The organism is Nostoc sp. JL23 (assembly GCF_017115065.1).
GTDB classification, from domain to species: Bacteria; Cyanobacteriota; Cyanobacteriia; order Cyanobacteriales; family Nostocaceae; genus Nostoc; species Nostoc punctiforme_A.
Genome location: NZ_JABXKN010000067.1, coordinates 98,985 through 115,818 on the forward strand (window position 1 = coordinate 98,985; position 16,834 = coordinate 115,818).

Annotated in this window: 11 protein-coding genes; 7 read left to right on the plus strand and 4 right to left on the minus strand. The window is 42.0% G+C overall.

Features of this window, described 5'->3' with window-relative positions; translation table 11 throughout:
* Positions 1-478: 478 nt before the first annotated feature.
* Entirely contained in the window at positions 479-1,738 is a 1,260-nt protein-coding gene (locus HWQ42_RS13755; protein ID WP_292812854.1) for an MFS transporter, read from the plus strand.
* 37 nt (positions 1,739-1,775) lie between these two features.
* Here the strand turns inward: HWQ42_RS13755 and hisIE are convergent, their stop codons facing one another.
* Positions 1,776-2,426 (minus strand): bifunctional phosphoribosyl-AMP cyclohydrolase/phosphoribosyl-ATP diphosphatase HisIE, encoded by a 651-nt coding sequence (hisIE, locus tag HWQ42_RS13760; RefSeq protein ID WP_292812856.1) that lies wholly within the window; start codon positions 2,424-2,426, stop codon positions 1,776-1,778.
* 229 nt (positions 2,427-2,655) lie between these two features.
* Between hisIE and hemL the strand changes: the two genes are divergently transcribed.
* Together hemL and HWQ42_RS13770 are read left to right on the plus strand one after the other, a co-directional pair.
* Positions 2,656-3,954, plus strand: a complete 1,299-nt coding sequence (gene hemL, locus HWQ42_RS13765) for a glutamate-1-semialdehyde 2,1-aminomutase (protein WP_292741328.1) — start codon at positions 2,656-2,658, stop codon at positions 3,952-3,954.
* A 724-nt stretch (positions 3,955-4,678) separates the two neighbouring features.
* Positions 4,679-5,599 carry a polysaccharide deacetylase family protein gene (locus tag HWQ42_RS13770; RefSeq protein ID WP_292812859.1) on the plus strand — a complete coding sequence of 307 codons (921 nt, stop codon included), beginning with the start codon at positions 4,679-4,681 and terminating at the stop codon, positions 5,597-5,599.
* A 76-nt stretch (positions 5,600-5,675) separates the two neighbouring features.
* Here HWQ42_RS13770 and HWQ42_RS13775 read toward each other — a convergent pair whose 3' ends face one another.
* Complete coding sequence (locus HWQ42_RS13775; RefSeq protein WP_292812861.1) at positions 5,676-6,509, minus strand: fasciclin domain-containing protein; 834 nt, start codon at positions 6,507-6,509, stop codon at positions 5,676-5,678.
* A 724-nt stretch (positions 6,510-7,233) separates the two neighbouring features.
* On the opposite strand from HWQ42_RS13775, the gene HWQ42_RS13780 reads away from it, so the two are divergent.
* The 3 genes from HWQ42_RS13780 (at position 7,234) to HWQ42_RS13790 (ending at position 11,592) form a co-directional block, all read left to right on the plus strand.
* Entirely contained in the window at positions 7,234-8,028 is a 795-nt protein-coding gene (locus HWQ42_RS13780) for a glutathione S-transferase family protein (protein WP_292741334.1), read from the plus strand.
* A 123-nt stretch (positions 8,029-8,151) separates the two neighbouring features.
* Positions 8,152-9,882, plus strand: a complete 1,731-nt coding sequence (locus HWQ42_RS13785; RefSeq protein WP_292741558.1) for an ATP-binding protein — start codon at positions 8,152-8,154, stop codon at positions 9,880-9,882.
* 726 nt (positions 9,883-10,608) lie between these two features.
* On the plus strand, positions 10,609-11,592 hold the full coding sequence (locus tag HWQ42_RS13790; protein ID WP_292741336.1) for an RNA polymerase sigma factor, RpoD/SigA family: 984 nt from the start codon (positions 10,609-10,611) through the stop codon (positions 11,590-11,592).
* A gap of 442 nt (positions 11,593-12,034) precedes the next feature.
* Here HWQ42_RS13790 and HWQ42_RS13795 read toward each other — a convergent pair whose 3' ends face one another.
* A complete protein-coding gene (locus tag HWQ42_RS13795) occupies positions 12,035-12,589 on the minus strand; it encodes a hypothetical protein (RefSeq protein ID WP_292812863.1) in 555 nt (184 codons plus the stop codon).
* Between the two features lie 209 nt (positions 12,590-12,798).
* Here HWQ42_RS13795 and HWQ42_RS13800 point away from each other — a divergent pair, with 209 nt between their 5' ends.
* Entirely contained in the window at positions 12,799-14,433 is a 1,635-nt protein-coding gene (locus tag HWQ42_RS13800; protein WP_292812865.1) for an NB-ARC domain-containing protein, read from the plus strand.
* A gap of 172 nt (positions 14,434-14,605) precedes the next feature.
* On the opposite strand, the gene HWQ42_RS13805 is transcribed toward HWQ42_RS13800, so the two are convergent.
* On the minus strand, positions 14,606-16,813 hold the full coding sequence (locus tag HWQ42_RS13805) for a CHASE2 domain-containing serine/threonine-protein kinase (protein WP_292812867.1): 2,208 nt from the start codon (positions 16,811-16,813) through the stop codon (positions 14,606-14,608).
* Between the last annotated feature and the right edge of the window lie 21 nt (positions 16,814-16,834).

A 16,834-nucleotide genomic window follows, 5' to 3' on the forward strand; every position in this document is an offset into this window, starting at 1 on the left:
CTCCTATGAGGATAATCAAGAGGGACAAGTTGCTTGCGGTAAAGCGGTTTAGGGCTTTACACGCTCTTTTGCTATCCCAACAATCTGCACTTACATCTGAGTAGCAATATATTTTACACATTTGATGGCAGTCGATTGAACGGATTATAAAAGCAAGCCGCATCATTGTGCGCCAAGAGGGGGTGGGTTTGTCAATGCTGCGAAATGTTAAAAACGATTGTATAAAAAATAAATGCGAACGAAAGAATCAGGATTTAAGCCGACTTTTGGTTACTTTACTTCACAAAAACTCAGTCCTTAAACTTCTTTGGTACTTATAATCAACAATCCCCAGTAAGACCGCAAGAAGCCTATTAGCTCGTATAGCACCTGTGGAAAACTGCTAAAATCTCTGTGGAAACCCTGTGGAATGAGTGAGGAAAATAGTAGCCAATGATAAGAATTACAAAAATGTCATCAACCTATGACATTTAAGCTCATGAAATTAGCTTCTCAATCTCAGTTATCATCGTGGTTGCCCTCGATACATCCCCAGGTCTGGATTTTCGCAATTGGGAGATTTCTCTCGGAAGTTGGTACCGGCTTTACCCTGTTTTATGCGCCCATCTTTTTTGTTAATCAACTTGGTTTATCTGCAACCAGTGTTGGGGTAGCCTTGGGTAGCGCCTCGATTTCCGGCATCGTAGGGCGGATTGCAGGTGGTTCTTTGGCTGATTCTGAATATTGGGGACGCCGCCGCACTTTGTTGCTAGCGACGGCGATTTCAGCAATTGCTTCTCTAGTTTTAGCTACAACCAATAACTTCACTTCTTTGGTAATCGGTAGCTTGATTAGCGGTTTAGGGATAGGTTTCTATTGGCCGGCGGCTGAAGCTGTGGTTGCTGACGCTAGCCAAATTGACAATCGCCGTGAAACTTTTGCGATCGCCAGACTAGCTGATAATCTGGGGTTAGCGATCGGAATTGTGCTGGCTGGATTTTTGATCGCGATAATTGGGAGTTATCGCTGGCTATTTGTGATTGATGCCATCTCTTTTATGGTATTTTTTGCAGTTGTCTATGTAGGGATTAGTGAAACTGAACAACAGCAGATAGAGGAATTTGAAAAGACAGAACATTTAACTGCTTGGATGGCAGTATTAAGCGATCGCCGTTTCCTGGTTTACATTACAGTTAATATATTTTTCACAATCTATATTTCTCAAATCCACAGCACCCTGCCGCTTTACTTCAAAAACTTTGTCTTTGTCGAAAGTACCGCCAAGGGATTTGCTGAAACTACCATTAGCGGACTATTTGCTTGGCATTTAGTGTTTGCAATTATTTGTCAGTTGCCTGTCACCAGCATTTTAAAACGCTGCTCTCACACACTTGCGCTCACTGTTTCCGCCATTTTCTGGGCAATTGGTTTCGGACTGATTTGGGTTAGCGGTACAGCCCCATCTCATCATCTGCTTTGGGTAACATTGGCATTGGGAGTATTTGCTGTGGCGATTGTTTCCTATACCCCATCTGCTGCTTCTTTAGTGACTGAGTTAGCCCCGAAAAATCAACGCGGCGTTTATTTTTCCATCAACGCTTTGTGCTGGGCTGTTGGCTCTTTTATTGGTCATCCCTTGGGTGGATGGGCATTAGATCAACCACAAATTATTACTAATAGTTACTGGCTAGGCTTCATCTTGAGTGTAGCGATCGCTGTGGTAATTTTACAGTATCTCAATCGAATTTTGGCTGAGTAACATAACTCCCCACGCTAAGATGACTTGTTTTTTTACTCTATTGACGACGTTCTTGGAGCTTGCGATATACCGATTTTAAATCCACTTGATGGTGAGCTAAGGCAACCAAAGTATGATATAGCAAATCAGCCACTTCACCTGCGATCGCATCTGCTTCATCATCCTTAAAAGCCATTACCACCTCGGCGGTTTCTTCACCAATCTTTTTCAAAATTTTGTTATCGCCACCTGCGAATAGTGTACAAGTGTAAGAACTTTCAGTAGGATTATCGCGGCGATCGCATATTATTTGAAACAATTGCGACAATGTATCTCCTGGTGGTGCAACAATTTTACCTTCTATTTGGTGAAAACAACTGCGCTCTCCAGTATGGCAGGCAACATCTCCTAATTGTTCTACGCCAATGAGCAGCGCATCACTATCACAGTCATAACGGATACTTTGCACCTTTTGGATATGCCCAGAAGTCGCCCCCTTGTGCCACAATTCTTGCCGAGAACGGCTCCAAAACCAAGTTTCTTCAGTTTCTAAAGTCTTTTGTAACGACTCCTGATTCATCCACGCCATCATCAGGACAGTACCATCTAGATAGTCTTGGACTATTGCAGGCACCAGACCCCGTTCATCGTAGCGAATTTTCTCAACCGGGATGGTGTAATGCAGCGATCGCGAATCGTTAGAAGACATACCAGCTAGTTTGCTCTAATGAGAATAATTTATGGATTCACGATACCATTCAGAATAGGGCAGCTGGTATGTTTTTTTGAATTAAATATCTCAAGTCAAGTCTTCATTGGACTTGCATAACATAATGTTATTTTTTTGGTTCCGCTAATTTTATAGGATAGAAATTCTAAGCAGTGTTTGACCCTATTCTAAGATAGAGCGTTTTATTGCCCACTGTTAGGAGAGAACTTTGGTAAATACCACAATTAAAACAACAAAATCACAAGAAGTCTTCGCCGCTGCTCAAAACCTCATGCCCGGAGGAGTCAGTTCTCCAGTTCGTGCCTTTAAATCTGTGGGCGGACAACCCATCGTTTTTGATCGTGTCAAAGGCGCGTATATTTGGGATGTAGATGGCAATAAATACATAGACTATGTAGGCACTTGGGGCCCAGCTATTTGTGGTCATGCTCATCCAGAAGTAATTGCAGCGTTGCATGAAGCTTTAGAAAAAGGCACCAGTTTTGGCGCTCCCTCAGTCCTAGAAAATGTTTTGGCAGAAATGGTCATCGATGCCGTTCCTAGCATCGAAATGGTCAGATTTGTCAACTCTGGAACTGAAGCCTGTATGGGAGTTTTGCGACTGATGCGGGCTTTCACCAACCGGGAGAAAATCATCAAATTTGAAGGTTGCTACCACGGACACGCCGATGCGTTTCTAGTAAAAGCGGGTTCTGGTGTTGCTACACTTGGTTTGCCAGACTCACCAGGAGTACCTAAATTAGCAACTAGCACCACTCTAACTGCGCCTTTCAATGACTTAGAAGCCGTTAAAGCTTTATTTGAAGAAAACCGCGACGAGATTGCCGGTGTTATTCTTGAGCCAGTCGTCGGCAATGCTGGATTTATTGCGCCTGACGCTGGCTTCCTAGAAGGGTTACGGGAACTAACTCACGAGTATGGAGCGTTATTGGTATTTGACGAAGTGATGACGGGCTTCCGCATTGCTTACGGTGGCGCTCAAGAAAAATTTGGCGTCACTCCCGATTTAACAACCTTGGGTAAGGTGATTGGTGGTGGTTTGCCAGTAGGGGCTTATGGTGGTCGTCGAGATATTATGTCAATGGTTGCGCCCGCCGGCCCCGTATATCAAGCTGGGACTCTTTCTGGTAATCCTTTAGCGATGACTGCTGGTATTAAGACTTTAGAATTGCTGCAAAAGCCAGGTACTTACGAGTCTCTTGAGCGGATTACTAAAAAGCTAGCAGATGGTTTGCTGCAAATTGCCAAAGAAACTGGTCATGCAGCTTGTGGGGGTCAAATCAGCGCCATGTTCGGCTTATTCTTTACCGCCGGGCCAGTTCATAACTACGAAGATGCGAAAAAGTCTGATACAGCTAAATTCGGACGCTTCCATCGCGGGATGTTAGAGCGTGGTGTTTACTTAGCACCTTCTCAATTTGAAGCTGGGTTTACATCTTTTGCTCACACAGAAGAAGACATTGAGCAGACTTTAGCAGTTGCACGGGATGTAATGTCTAGCCTGTAACCTTTTAAGGGTAAGGGATTTCCAAATAAAAATCATCCTGTTATATCTTGTGGGGTAGGCATCTTGCCCTACAAAATGGATGATTTATAGGAAGTCCCTTTTTTGAGACAGAAACAAGCGTGCAGAATTTTCGGACTTACTCTAAAGCATTATTTGCAGAATTTTCAGCAGTTAATGGTGTTCAATCCTCTGACGCTGTTGGGGATAAAAGAAATTTTTTAACAGGTTTGCTCTCTACCGTTATTACTCAAGAAAGGTCACATCTTCGTCATCATTTCGCAATGGCTTCGTCAAGAGAATATGCAATATTTAGCCTACATTAAGATTCATAGTTAAATGAGGCAGGATTAATAAATTATAGGGGGGTAAGTCCCTGGCAACTAAGAAGTCTCAAGTTTTGTGGCTCTTGTCTGGATCTCCGTTGCAAAACTTAACTTAATTACAAATTATTTTACTTGCCTTTTGCAGTTCTCGAAATTCCCCTCATACCCCATAGATTACAAAAATTAATGCGTAAGAAGGTGCTCACCTTTATGGTGAGGATTTTGCTTATAGATATTAGATTATTCATCGGGTAAGGTATTTTTTCAGAGTCAGGGTTGGAGCTAACTTAAAAAAATATACCAGTGATGACTGTAGCTTGTATGGCAAAGCTTACAGAGTAGAAAAAGCTGCCATAAGTATTGTGAAAAAAAAGACGGTTAGACATGGAAGGAGCTATGAAGTGGACGACAATAAGTCATTTTTTGGTCTGCAAAAAATATTAGTTACGTTGCTTGTCTTGAGTGGGAGTGTGAGTGCCAGCACAATGATGCTTATTAAGTCAAGCTCCTCTAATGCTCAAAGTATAGAGAATATAAATGTAAACAATCAACCAAGCAAAGTTGGAATTCAGCAGCAGATTGAAGAACTAAAAGCGACGATGCTTAGAAGTTGGCAGCAACAAGTACAAACAAAAGGTTTTTCATATACAGTGCCACAGCGTTTTCAAGGGGCAATAGTTGATGCGGCAAAATTGACTCCCCAACAGAAAGTAATTGCGCTCACCTTTGATGATGGGCCATGGACTGAAAGTACCGGACAAGTACTTGATATTCTCAAAAAAAATCAGATTAAAGGGACATTTTTTCTCATTGGGCAAAACGTAAAGAATTATCCAGGCTTAGTAAAGCGGGAGATTGCTGAGGGTCATGTAATTGGTAATCACACTTGGCATCATTGGTATCAATTCTTAAATCCACAAGCAGCTGCCTATGAAATTGACCACACAGCAGACTTGATTTATCAAGTGACAGGCATTAAAACAAATTTATTTCGACCACCAGGGGGAATCATGCACAATGGGGTGGCTAGTTACGCTAGAAATAGCAAATATGCCATCATTCGCTGGTCATCTGACTCTGTAGACTACTCACGTCCTGCTGTACCAAAATTAATTAATAATGTGTTTAGGAGGGCCAAGCCAGGTGGTATTGTGCTAATGCATGATGGTGGTGGTAATCGCTCTAAAACTGTGCAAGCTTTACCAGAAATTATTGCCAACTTTCGGAAACAGGGCTATAGGTTTGTTACTATTCCTGAACTTTTAGAAATGCAAGATAAAGATCAAAAGCTGACTGCAAACAAAAAAACCGTCCAAAACTAACATCTGAACGGAATTTTAACGTATTAATATTTTATGCCAATCTAGTTATGTTGCCAGTTGTGCTGATACCTTACAACTACAAGTCAGGAGGTAAAATCACCTGATCGATTGCGTGGATTACGCCGTTACTACCTGTGATATCTGCCTGTGTCACTTTAGCATCATTGACAGTTACACCAGTAGCAGGATCGACTTTAACGTTGATTGCGCCACCTTCGAGACTTTTAACTTCGCCAGACTTTAAGTCAGTAGACAATACCTTACCAGCCACCACATGATAAGTTAAAATCTTGAGCAATACTTCTTTGTTAGCTGGCTTTAACAATTCTTGCAAAGCATCTGCTGGTAACTTAGCAAAAGCTGCATCTGTGGGTGCGAAAATAGTTAAGTTATCTTTGCCTTGCAAAGCTCCGGTCAATCCTGCTGCTTTCAAAGCCTTGGTCAAGGTGGTAAAGGAAGCGTTTGACTCTGCCAAGGCTAACAAGTTTTTGCCTTTGTTGTCACTAGCCCCTGGTCCTGGTGGAGTTGTAGATGGTTTGGTAGGTTGAGTTTCTGGGGTAGTACCTGGGGTGACGGGTGTAGGTTCACTAGGTGTAACACTACCACCACCACGGTTATAGGGAGGCTCGTTGAAAATACTTGGTCTGGGATTTACCGTTCCACCACTTTTCTGTGCTACTGGTTTGCGTTTGGTATTGCCCTTTTCTATTTGGGAAACGGTTTCGGCAGGTGTGTATTGAGTGTTTGCTTGAAGGCGTTGACCTTGGTTATAGGGAGCTTCGTTGAAAATACTGGGGTTAGGATTTAGTACCTCTTTCGCATCAGATGGTAAAGTAATGAGGACGCTGAAACTAGTAAATCCTGCTATGCCTGCCAACGTGGTCAGCAATTTGCTGTAATTTGTCTTCATAAATTTTGTTTTTCTTTTTGTCCACACATTACATAAAGATTTATAACATTTTGCTATGCACAAAATCTAACTCAAGAGGGAAGTAAGATTTTTCTCTAGAAGAGTTTGTGCTAGTGAGGTAAAATATTTAACCTCGATTCGCGTTGACAAGTATGAAATATATCTACCATATATTTCATGTAAATTGAGCAAATTTTCTCTATCACACGAAAATTTAAAAATCCCACTCGGTGTAACATAAATTCTCAGAAAGTATGAACATCTCACCTCTACAAGTTATAAGTGGAGAAAAATTATACTTACAAAGACAATTTATATACAAGCTTGTACGTAAACTAATAGTTGATTTATGAATCCTGAATTACATAGAGAAGAAAGCTATATTTCAGAATTAACCATTGATTATTCAGAAAAAGCAGAGAAATTAATTACCGAAATCTTTTAACGTAGACTAAGGCTGACAAAAATTGAAGTAACTGTTGAAGACCCAGGAATGAGGGGTTGAGTTTATTTATATCCTGAATTAAATTACTTAATTATTTGAGATTGTCATCAATCAGAAAACAATATTTTTTTAATAGATAATTTTGCCAAAAATCAGGCATCGATTAAACCCTAATGTCAATTAAATAGACAGCAAACCAACTAATACCAATAAAAATTACTTAAACTAAAGATACAATTGTAAAGTTAATAAGTTGACCAGTTACAAGAGATAGAACACATGCTGGAATTATACCAATGGGAACTCTCTCAATACTCAGAGAAAGTGCGCCTAATTCTAGATTTTAAAGGACTAGATTACCGCAAAATAGAGGTTACGCCTGGGATAGGACAGGTAGAACTGTTCCGGCTGACTGGTCAAAGACAAGTGCCTGTATTAAAGGATCGTAATAAATATATTGCGGATTCTACGGAAATAGCTAAGTATTTAGACTTAGAGTATCCCGATCGCCCCATAATACCGCAAGATTCTAAACAACGGGGTTTAACTTTATTAATAGAAGAATGGGCGGATGAGTCCATAGGCATCAAAGGTCGCAAAGCACTATTTGCAGCCGTAAGTCAAGATCAAAATTTCCGTAAGTCTTTATTACCCACCTCAACACCAGATATATTTAAAAGTCTGGTGCAAGGAGTACCTACTGACTTACTGACGGTATTGGGTTTTGGGGTAGGTTACAGCCCAGATGTGATACAGTCAGCGATCGCATCTTTAAAACAAGACTTGGAAGCCTTAACGTTATTATTGGCAGATAGTCCCTATTTAACAGGAGATGAGCCGACTTTAGCTGACTTAGCGGTGGCTGGATTATCGATATTACTCAAGTTCCCCTCTGGGCCCTATCTAGATTTACCAGCTTCTATCAGAGGCAAAGGATTGCCAATCTTTGCCGAGAATATAGATTATGAACCATTCTTCACCTGGCGCGATCGCCTTTACGCCCAATTCCGCAAACCTTTAATTAGTACCACTCCATCAACGGGAAGTGCGCCAACTTCGATTCAGATTGATTAGATAATTGGACATGGGGAATTGGGCATAGGGCATAGGGCATAGGGGATGGAGAAGAAAAACAAATGACAAATGACCAATGACCAATGACCAATGACACATGACAAATGACAAATGACTAATCAGATGAATTCGGCACAGCCATTAGGTTCGGTCATTCAAGGTTCTCTAACTGAAGGTTTAGAAGTCCGATTGCATCCTGACATTTCTGTAGAAGATATGCGGGTGGGTAAGTTTCTTGTTGTGCAAGGGATGCGATCGCGTTTTTTTTGTATGCTGACAGATGTAGCATTAGGAGCTGCTAATGCCCGAATTATTGCTAATCCCCCCAGTTGGGAAGACACTTTTTTACGAGACGTTTTAGCCGGAAGTGGTACTTACGGTACTATCAACCTCGCGCCGATGTTGATGTTCACTCCCGAAACTGAAGAATCTTTCTCCCCAACAAATGGTAAATCGGCAAATCCTTTCCTCCCATCGGTGACGGGTTTGGCTTCATTTGTGCCACAAACCAGCACGACAATGGAATTGTTGCCTGTTAAAACTATTCCTAGTCACTTTAGTCAAGTTTACGAAGCAAGTGTTGACGATTTTCGCCGGGTATTTGGTTGGGAAGATGACCCCCAAAGGCGTAACTTTTCCATCGGGAAACCTTTGGATATGGATGTACCCGTTTGCATCGATTTAAATCGCTTTGTGGAACGGAGTAATGGGGTTTTTGGGAAATCTGGTACTGGGAAATCCTTTCTCACACGGTTACTTTTAGCTGGCGTTATCCGTAAAAATGCGGCAGTTAACTTGATTTTTGATATGCACTCCGAGTATGGGTGGGAAGCCGTTGCAGAAGGTAAGAATGTCAATACGGTTAAAGGTTTAAAGCAACTTTTTCCTAGTAAAGTGGAAGTTTACACCCTCGACCCAGAATCGACAAAGCGCCGTGGTGTGCGTGATGCTCAAGAACTTTATTTGAGCTATGAGCAAATAGAAGTTGAAGATATTAAGTTATGTAGCCGAGATTTAGGACTCTCTGACGCAGCCTTAGATAACGCCAATATTCTGTACAGCGAATTTGGCAAGTCTTGGATTGTCCAGTTGTTGAATATGACTAACGAAGAAATCGAGATGTTCTGCGACGAGAAGCGCGGACACAAAGGCTCGATTATGGCATTGCAGCGCAAACTCTTGCGGATGGATAGCTTGAAGTATATGCGAGCAGTTTGCCCCCAGAATTATATTAGTAAAATTGTGCAATGCCTGGAATCTGGGAAGAATGTTGTGATAGAATTTGGCTCCCAGTCTAATATGCTCTCTTATATGCTGGTGACGAATATGATCACCCGACGTATTCATGAGCATTACGTCAAAAAAGCAGACAAATTTCTGCAAAGCAAAAATCCTTGCGATCGCCCAACGCCATTGATGATTACCATTGAAGAGGCGCACCGTTTCCTTGACCCAGCTATCGTCCAAAGTACTATCTTTGGGACTATTGCCCGCGAACTGCGAAAGTATTTTGTCACACTTTTGGTAGTTGATCAACGCCCGTCAGGGATAGATAATGAAGTTATGTCGCAAATTGGGACTCGTATTACTGCTTTGCTGAATGATGAAAAAGACATTGACGCGATTTTTACAGGTGTATCTGGTGGTAGCGGACTGCGATCGGTATTGGCAAAGCTAGACTCGAAACAACAAGCTTTAATATTGGGTCATGCTGTGCCTATGCCAGTAGTAGTACGTACCCGACCTTACGACGCAACTTTTTATGCAGAAATTGGTGAGCCAGCCTGGGAAGAAAAACCTGACGCAGAAGTATTCGCCGCTGCTGAACTAGCCAAAGCTGACCTTGGATTTTAGATTTGTCATTTGTCATTTGTCCTACCCTGCGGGAAGCCGCTGGTGCGTCTATGTCCTTTGCAAATGACCAATACAACTCTTGGAGAGGCTCTGCCAATGACTACGCTCAGTACAAGTGACTAATGACTAATTCGTGACCGAAGAACACTTATGATACAAGCCTCTAAATTTATTTATGGGGATTATTAATTTTGAATTTTGAATTTTGAATTCCCCGTTCGCGTAGCGTCTCGCAGAGAAGGGGCTGACATCCCTCCATTGTCACAGCAAATTAAGTTCGGTTATCCGGCTAGTTTTTGGCAACAGAAGAGGGGTTTTTGGCGTCACTATAGATGTAGTCAGTAATTTCAAGGAAATTTAAATTTTTTTTTCTATAACGACTGCTTTTGAATTATAATGATAGGTTTTATCTTAAGATAGTTTACTATTTGCCTGATTTATCGTATCATAAGTTAAGTAGAACTCATACCGACTTCGGATTTACCGCTCGGTGTTAGTAACTGTCCAAGAGAATAATTCTCAAAAATAACCAGCGTGCTTATAAAAGATTGAAAATTTAGGGAAGGTAGGGGAACCTATCATTGGGGGCTGACCGTCTTGACAACGGCTGTATCAATTAATTTCTTTTGGTAGCTCCCTACATTTCGTGATAGATGTACTACTTTTTCCCATCCATTTTAGTAATAAAACATACATTATCTTTACGAAGTAGAGGACATCGCACCAATGCCTACTGTCAATACCCAAACCGAAAACCTCAACACCAAATTCACGGCTGATATGGTGCGAACCTATCTGCGAGAAATTGGTCGTGTACCACTGCTAACCCGCGAACAAGAAATTGTCTTTGGAAAGCAAGTGCAACAAATGATGACACTCATCGACGCCAAGGAAGCTTTGGCGAAGAAGTTGCAACGCGAACCAGATATTTCAGAGTGGGCCGCTCACGTTCAACAATCGGAAACCGATGTGCAACAAACAGTGGCGCAAGGTAAGCGGGCAAAGCAAAAAATGATCGAAGCGAATTTGCGCTTGGTTGTTGCTATTGCTAAAAAGTATCAAAAGCGGAATATGGAGTTTCTGGATTTAATCCAGGAAGGAACACTGGGATTAGAGCGGGGTGTGGAGAAATTTGACCCGATGAGGGGTTATAAGTTCTCAACTTACGCTTACTGGTGGATTCGCCAAGCAATTACTCGTGCGATCGCTCAACAAGGTCGTACCATCCGCTTACCGATCCACATTACCGAGAAACTGAACAAAATCAAAAAAGTGCAGCGCGAGTTGGCTCAAACCTTGGGGCGATCGCCGACTCCAGCCGAAATTGCCAAAGCACTAGAACTAGAACCTGCTCAGATTCGCGAATACCTGAATATGGCTCGTCAACCAGTTTCTTTGGATGTGCGAGTTGGTGAAAACCAGGATACTGAGTTGCAAGAAATGCTCGAAGATGATGGCCCATCACCAGAGTATTACACCAACCAGGAATTCTTACGCCAAGACTTGAACAATCTGCTAGCAGAACTAACGCCGCAACAGCGAGAAGTTGTAGCCCTGCGCTTTGGTTTAGAAGATGGTAATGAAATGTCATTGGCGAAAGTCGGTGAGAGATTGAATCTCAGCCGCGAACGTGTTCGTCAGTTAGAGCATCAAGCCTTGGCTCATCTGCGTCGCCGTCGTGCCAATGTCAAAGAATACGTTGCTAGTTAAAACAAGAGACGCGAAGTTCGCGTCTCTACACCACCTTGGTGATCCGCCTCCTGAATTCAGGGGGCGATTTTTTATACTGAAAACCAGAAAAATGTGTGCTTGCTTCCCCGTAGGCAAATTTTTAAATGTCAAAAGGCTTTGAATTTGAAACCCCCATTCACTTGTAGGGAATGGGGGCTAGGGAGGTTAGGTTTTTGAGGCTCAGATGTGAGCAATGATACTTTTCAAACACCCTCTTAGGAGACTGGATTAGAGAATGAGGGTGATCAAACTTTTTTCCACAATTGGAATGCTCCCCTGGCAAGTGGATTTTTAACTTCCTTGGTTGTAAATACAAGAGTGTAAATTCAGATAAATAAAGCTGAAGAGCGAGCTAAAATTGCGTTGCTCTAAAGTCATCAAAGATTTGTAACTGTAGAGTTATTTCCCAACTGTAGTAGGACTAGACAAAGCTAAAATAATAGCTGGTTAACTGTATACCAGTCTGATCTTGAACTACTGCTAACAAGTCACCATTATTCTGATATATAAGTGTATCAAGGTCACTAGTTCCCTCATAATCTCCAGTACCAAGATAAAAAGAACTTGCACTTCCTTTTAGTTGGATATAGTCATTTGCAGGATTGTAGTCTTGTATCGTAGCGTAGCCACTTCCCTGATAATAGTTTCCACCATAGGATGTACCTAAAACAAACCTATCGTAGCCATCGCCACCACTTAAGACATCATATTCATAACTGTTGTAGGCAGTTGAGCTAGAACCGTATAAAGTATCGCTACCAGATCCGCCATATAAATTGTCACTACCCGAGTCTCCGTATAAAACGTCGTTACCTGTGTAACCATATAGGTAGTCATTGCCACTATAGCCATAGAGGTAATCATTGTTAGTATTGCCATAGATGGTATCATTTCCCTCATAAGCATAGGCAAAATAACTTTCTGAACCAGTGTAGTTTTGATAATCATTTCCACTTGTGCCGAAATAAAAAGCCATGTCTTTGCCCTCAATAATTTGGTTACATTCTCGATCGCTTTGATCTTACATAGATATTAAAGGGCTAGTATCAAGTTTGTCGGTCGGAAAAGGTCGGGAAAAGATCGGGAAAAGGTCGGGTTCTTTTTCGTAGATTTACGTAAACTTTTTACAAAAAATCAAGTTTATAGTGTGAATATTGTAGTGAGCCTGTATTACTACTGAAAGACATGACGGTTGAAGAAGCGATCGCAATAGTTGAGCAATTATTGGAACGAGGACGCTTAACGAGAGCGCAAGAGATTGTATTTCGCTACGCTTGGGAAGGGAAAACTTATCTCGAAATGGCGCGAGCAGTCACTTATGACCCCGGTCACATCAAAGACGTTGGCTCGGAATTATGGCGATCGCTCTCTCAAGCTTTGGGCGAAAAAGTTACCAAAAATAACCTGCAAGGAGTGCTGAAGCGAACCGCACAGCGACAACACTTTCAACCCTTTACCAACTATACAAATTGGGGGGAAGCAATCGACGTTTCCCAGTTCTATGGACGTACTACAGAATTAGAAACCCTCAGCCAATGGATTGTGAGAGATCGCGCTCGTGTAGTCACACTATTAGGTATGGGTGGCATGGGCAAAACCGCGCTCTCGGTGAAATTAGCAGAACAATTGCAGGGAGAATTTGAATATGTGATTTGGCGATCGCTCCGACACGCACCTTTTTTTTACGACAAGGTGACGGAGTGCATCAAAATCCTTTCTCATCAACAAGTTACCACATTGCCTGCTTCCCCCTATGAGCAAATTACTTGTTTAATCGAGTATTTCCGCAAATATCGATGCTTGCTGATTCTGGATAATTTCGACACATTATTGGAGCAAGGTAAAGGGACAGGCTGTTATCGTGAGGGCTACGAACCCTACGGTGAACTTCTGTGGCGATTAGGAGAAACTGGGCATCAAAGCTCTGTCCTGCTCACCAGCCGGGAAAAACCTACTGAAGTCGCTGCCTTGGAAGGTGATGGTTTGCCAGTCCGTACCCTTGCTTTATCAGGATTAGAAGTCGCAGCCGGGCAAACAATTCTGAAACTCAAAGGGCTATCAGGCTCCGAGGACGAAACCCGCAAACTGGTTGAATGTTACGGTGGTAATCCCCTAGCTTTGAAAATTGCCGCCACTTCCATTCGGGACTTACATGAAGGTAACATCGCCTGCTTCTTTGCTGAAGGCACAACCGTATTTCAAGGCATTGGCAATCTTCTAGAACAACAATTCAAAAGACTCTCCACGTCTGAGCAGCAAGTGATGTACTGGCTGGCAATTAATCGGGGCAAGCTTTCCTCGACAGAATTGCAAACAGCTTTTACACCAATATTGCCTAAGCCTAAGTTAATCTCAGTCCTCGAATCTTTACGCTGGCGTAGCTTGATAGAAAGCAATACTGGAGGGTTCACACAGCAACCTGTGGTGATGGAATATATGACAAAGTGCTTGATTGAGCAAGTCTGCGAGGAAATCGTAACAGAATCACCGCAATATCTCCTGACTTATGCTTCGATGCAAGCCCAAGCAAAAGACTACATCCACGATAGTCAAATTCATCTGATTGTAAGACCTATTTTAAATCAACTACGAATAACCCTTGGCTCTGCCGATCAGCTTGAGGATAAACTTGGCAGACTAGTTAGAAAGCTCCAAAATGAAAAACCCCATCCACAAGAGGATGAAGTTTTTAGGCATGGGGAATGGGATAAGGAGATAAGAGGGCGCGGGAACAAGGCATACTCAAACAGTGTTTGGGCAGTTGCGGTGAGTCCAGATTCTCAACAAACGTTGAAACCAGCCGCACTTATGAAGGCATGATTATTACTAGGGTGACAGGGTTGACTGAAGCAGAGGTAGTAACTTTAAAAACTTTAGGAGCGCTAGAAGTAAATTAATACAGCAGAATTCAGAATTGAGAATTCAGGAGTGTGTACCTCACCAACTTGAAATCTACTGTATGTGTCCTAGTGCCTAATCCCCAGTTACCAGTTCATTTAGTTGAAAAACGTTTCAAATCTTGTAAAACTGCGGTGGCTGATTGATAGCGATCGCTAAAATGATAGCAAACCATCTTATCTAAAATTGCCCCTAATTCTTCACTCACTTGCACAGTTTGCCGCCACATCACATTCCCTGTTTCTGGATGTGGGTAGAGTTCTTGCGGTGGTATCCCAGTTATGGCTTGAATAGCAATCATTCCTAAAGCATAAATGTCACTGCATAAACGGGGATGACCGGCAAATTGTTCTGGAGGTGCATAACCTCGCGTTCCGATGGCTACTGTGGCTAATTCTGTTTGCTCACTACTCGGCGGTTGCATCAATTTGACAGCACCAAAGTCAATCAATACCAAGCGACTATTTTGAGCGCATCTAATAATATTAGTCGGTTTGAGATCGCGATGAATCACTCGATGTTGATGAACAAATTCTAGGACTTCTAAAACTTGTTTGAGCATTTCCATCACAAATAATTCGTTTTGCACATTTTGTACAGGTGGTAATTCTTCGCTTAGGGTATGTCCCTCAATATATTGTTGAATTAAATAAAATTCTTGGTTATCTTCAAAATAAGCAAGTAGTTCAGGAATCTGATGATGTTTACCCAAAATTTCTAAAATTTCAGCTTCACTATGAAACAACCTACGAGCGACTTGCAAAAATCGTGTATCTTGACGGGCTGGCATTAACTTTTTAACTACACAAGTAGGATTACCGGGTCGTTGAGTATCCTGTGCTAAATAAGTCCGACCAAATCCACCTGCACCAAGAGTTTTAGAGATTTTGTAGCGTCCACTCAAAAGCAAATCACCTGATTTTATTTCTGGTGAATCAATTGGGGGAGGAAAGTCAACAGACGAGTCGGGAATTGCTGTTTTATCTTCTAAGAGTACATTTAATTGGGCGATCGCTTCTTGTTGTTTTTCAACTTGCAGAACAATCACTTGAGTTTGCTGTTGATTTTGGTAGCTAGTATAAGCAATTACACAGATACTACTAATTACCAAAGCAAGAGCAGAAGGGATTAACGGCACCCATCCAGCTTGCAAAAACAAAGCAATGCAGATTACTACTAAGCCAAATAGAGTTATCGCTCCCACCACTAGCAAAAGCAGTGGATTTTGCCACCGCCATACTAAAACACCACCTAATAGCGACCAGCCCCATATCCAAATAAGTTCCGCCCAGTTTGGCCAATACCAAATCAAGGGTCGCCCATCCAACACTGTACTAATGAGTTGACTTGCTATCTGTGCATGAATAAATAGAGCAGGCATTCTGGCTGGTTGATCTGGCAAAGCGCTGTAGGGCGTATAAAAGCCACCTGGAGGGATATTAGCCGCTGTAGTGCCAATAATTACCAGACGGTCTTTGAATAAACTGGGGTTGACTTGCCCACTAAGAACATCTGTGAGGCTTACTTGGTTGGCGAGGCTATTGGGGTGACGGTAATTTAATAATATTTGATAGCCCTGTGCATCCAAATGTTGGTACCCAGCAGAATTAGGTTGTAAAGGCGCAAACAGGGTTTTACCTAACAGAAAATCTCCTTTGTTAGTGAAATCGTATTTAATGCCTTGTTTGTCTAGATAATTAATTGCAATTAATGCACCAAATGCAAATGATGTTGTACATTTCTTGTCTGTAGAGTTAGCAAATAATAAAGTGCGGCGGAGAATTTGGTCGTTTTCATTATCAGCAACCACATCGCTAAAGCCAACATTATCTATAGGGGCATTCGGCGGCGGGGGAATTTCATCTCTACCCAAGCTACTGAACAAACAGGTAGTGACAATGTTATCTTGATTTTGGAGATTAGCCGCCAAATTATTGTCTTCTGGTCGGAAAAGATATAAACCAACAATTCGCGGTTGATAAGACTCTATTTTCTTTAATAGCTGGTTGATTGTCCGATCTGATAGAGGCCATTTCTCGCGTTTGATATCTTTATCAGTAATTTTAACTAGCAAAATCCGCCGATCGGGTGCTTCTGCTTGCCGCGATCGCAACATCTGGTCATAAACTCTTAACTCCCAAGGCTCTAACCATTGGAGTTCCCGAACTCCCCAGATAAAAGCGGTAACTCCAACACTGGTAACAAAAATAATTTGCAGCCAGCTTTTGCTCTTAGAAGTTACACGGGAATCCTGAACTTTGACAAAAGGTACACGCAGTTTTTCTAATAGTCCACTAAACACGACATTGAGGCGGTAGCCTGA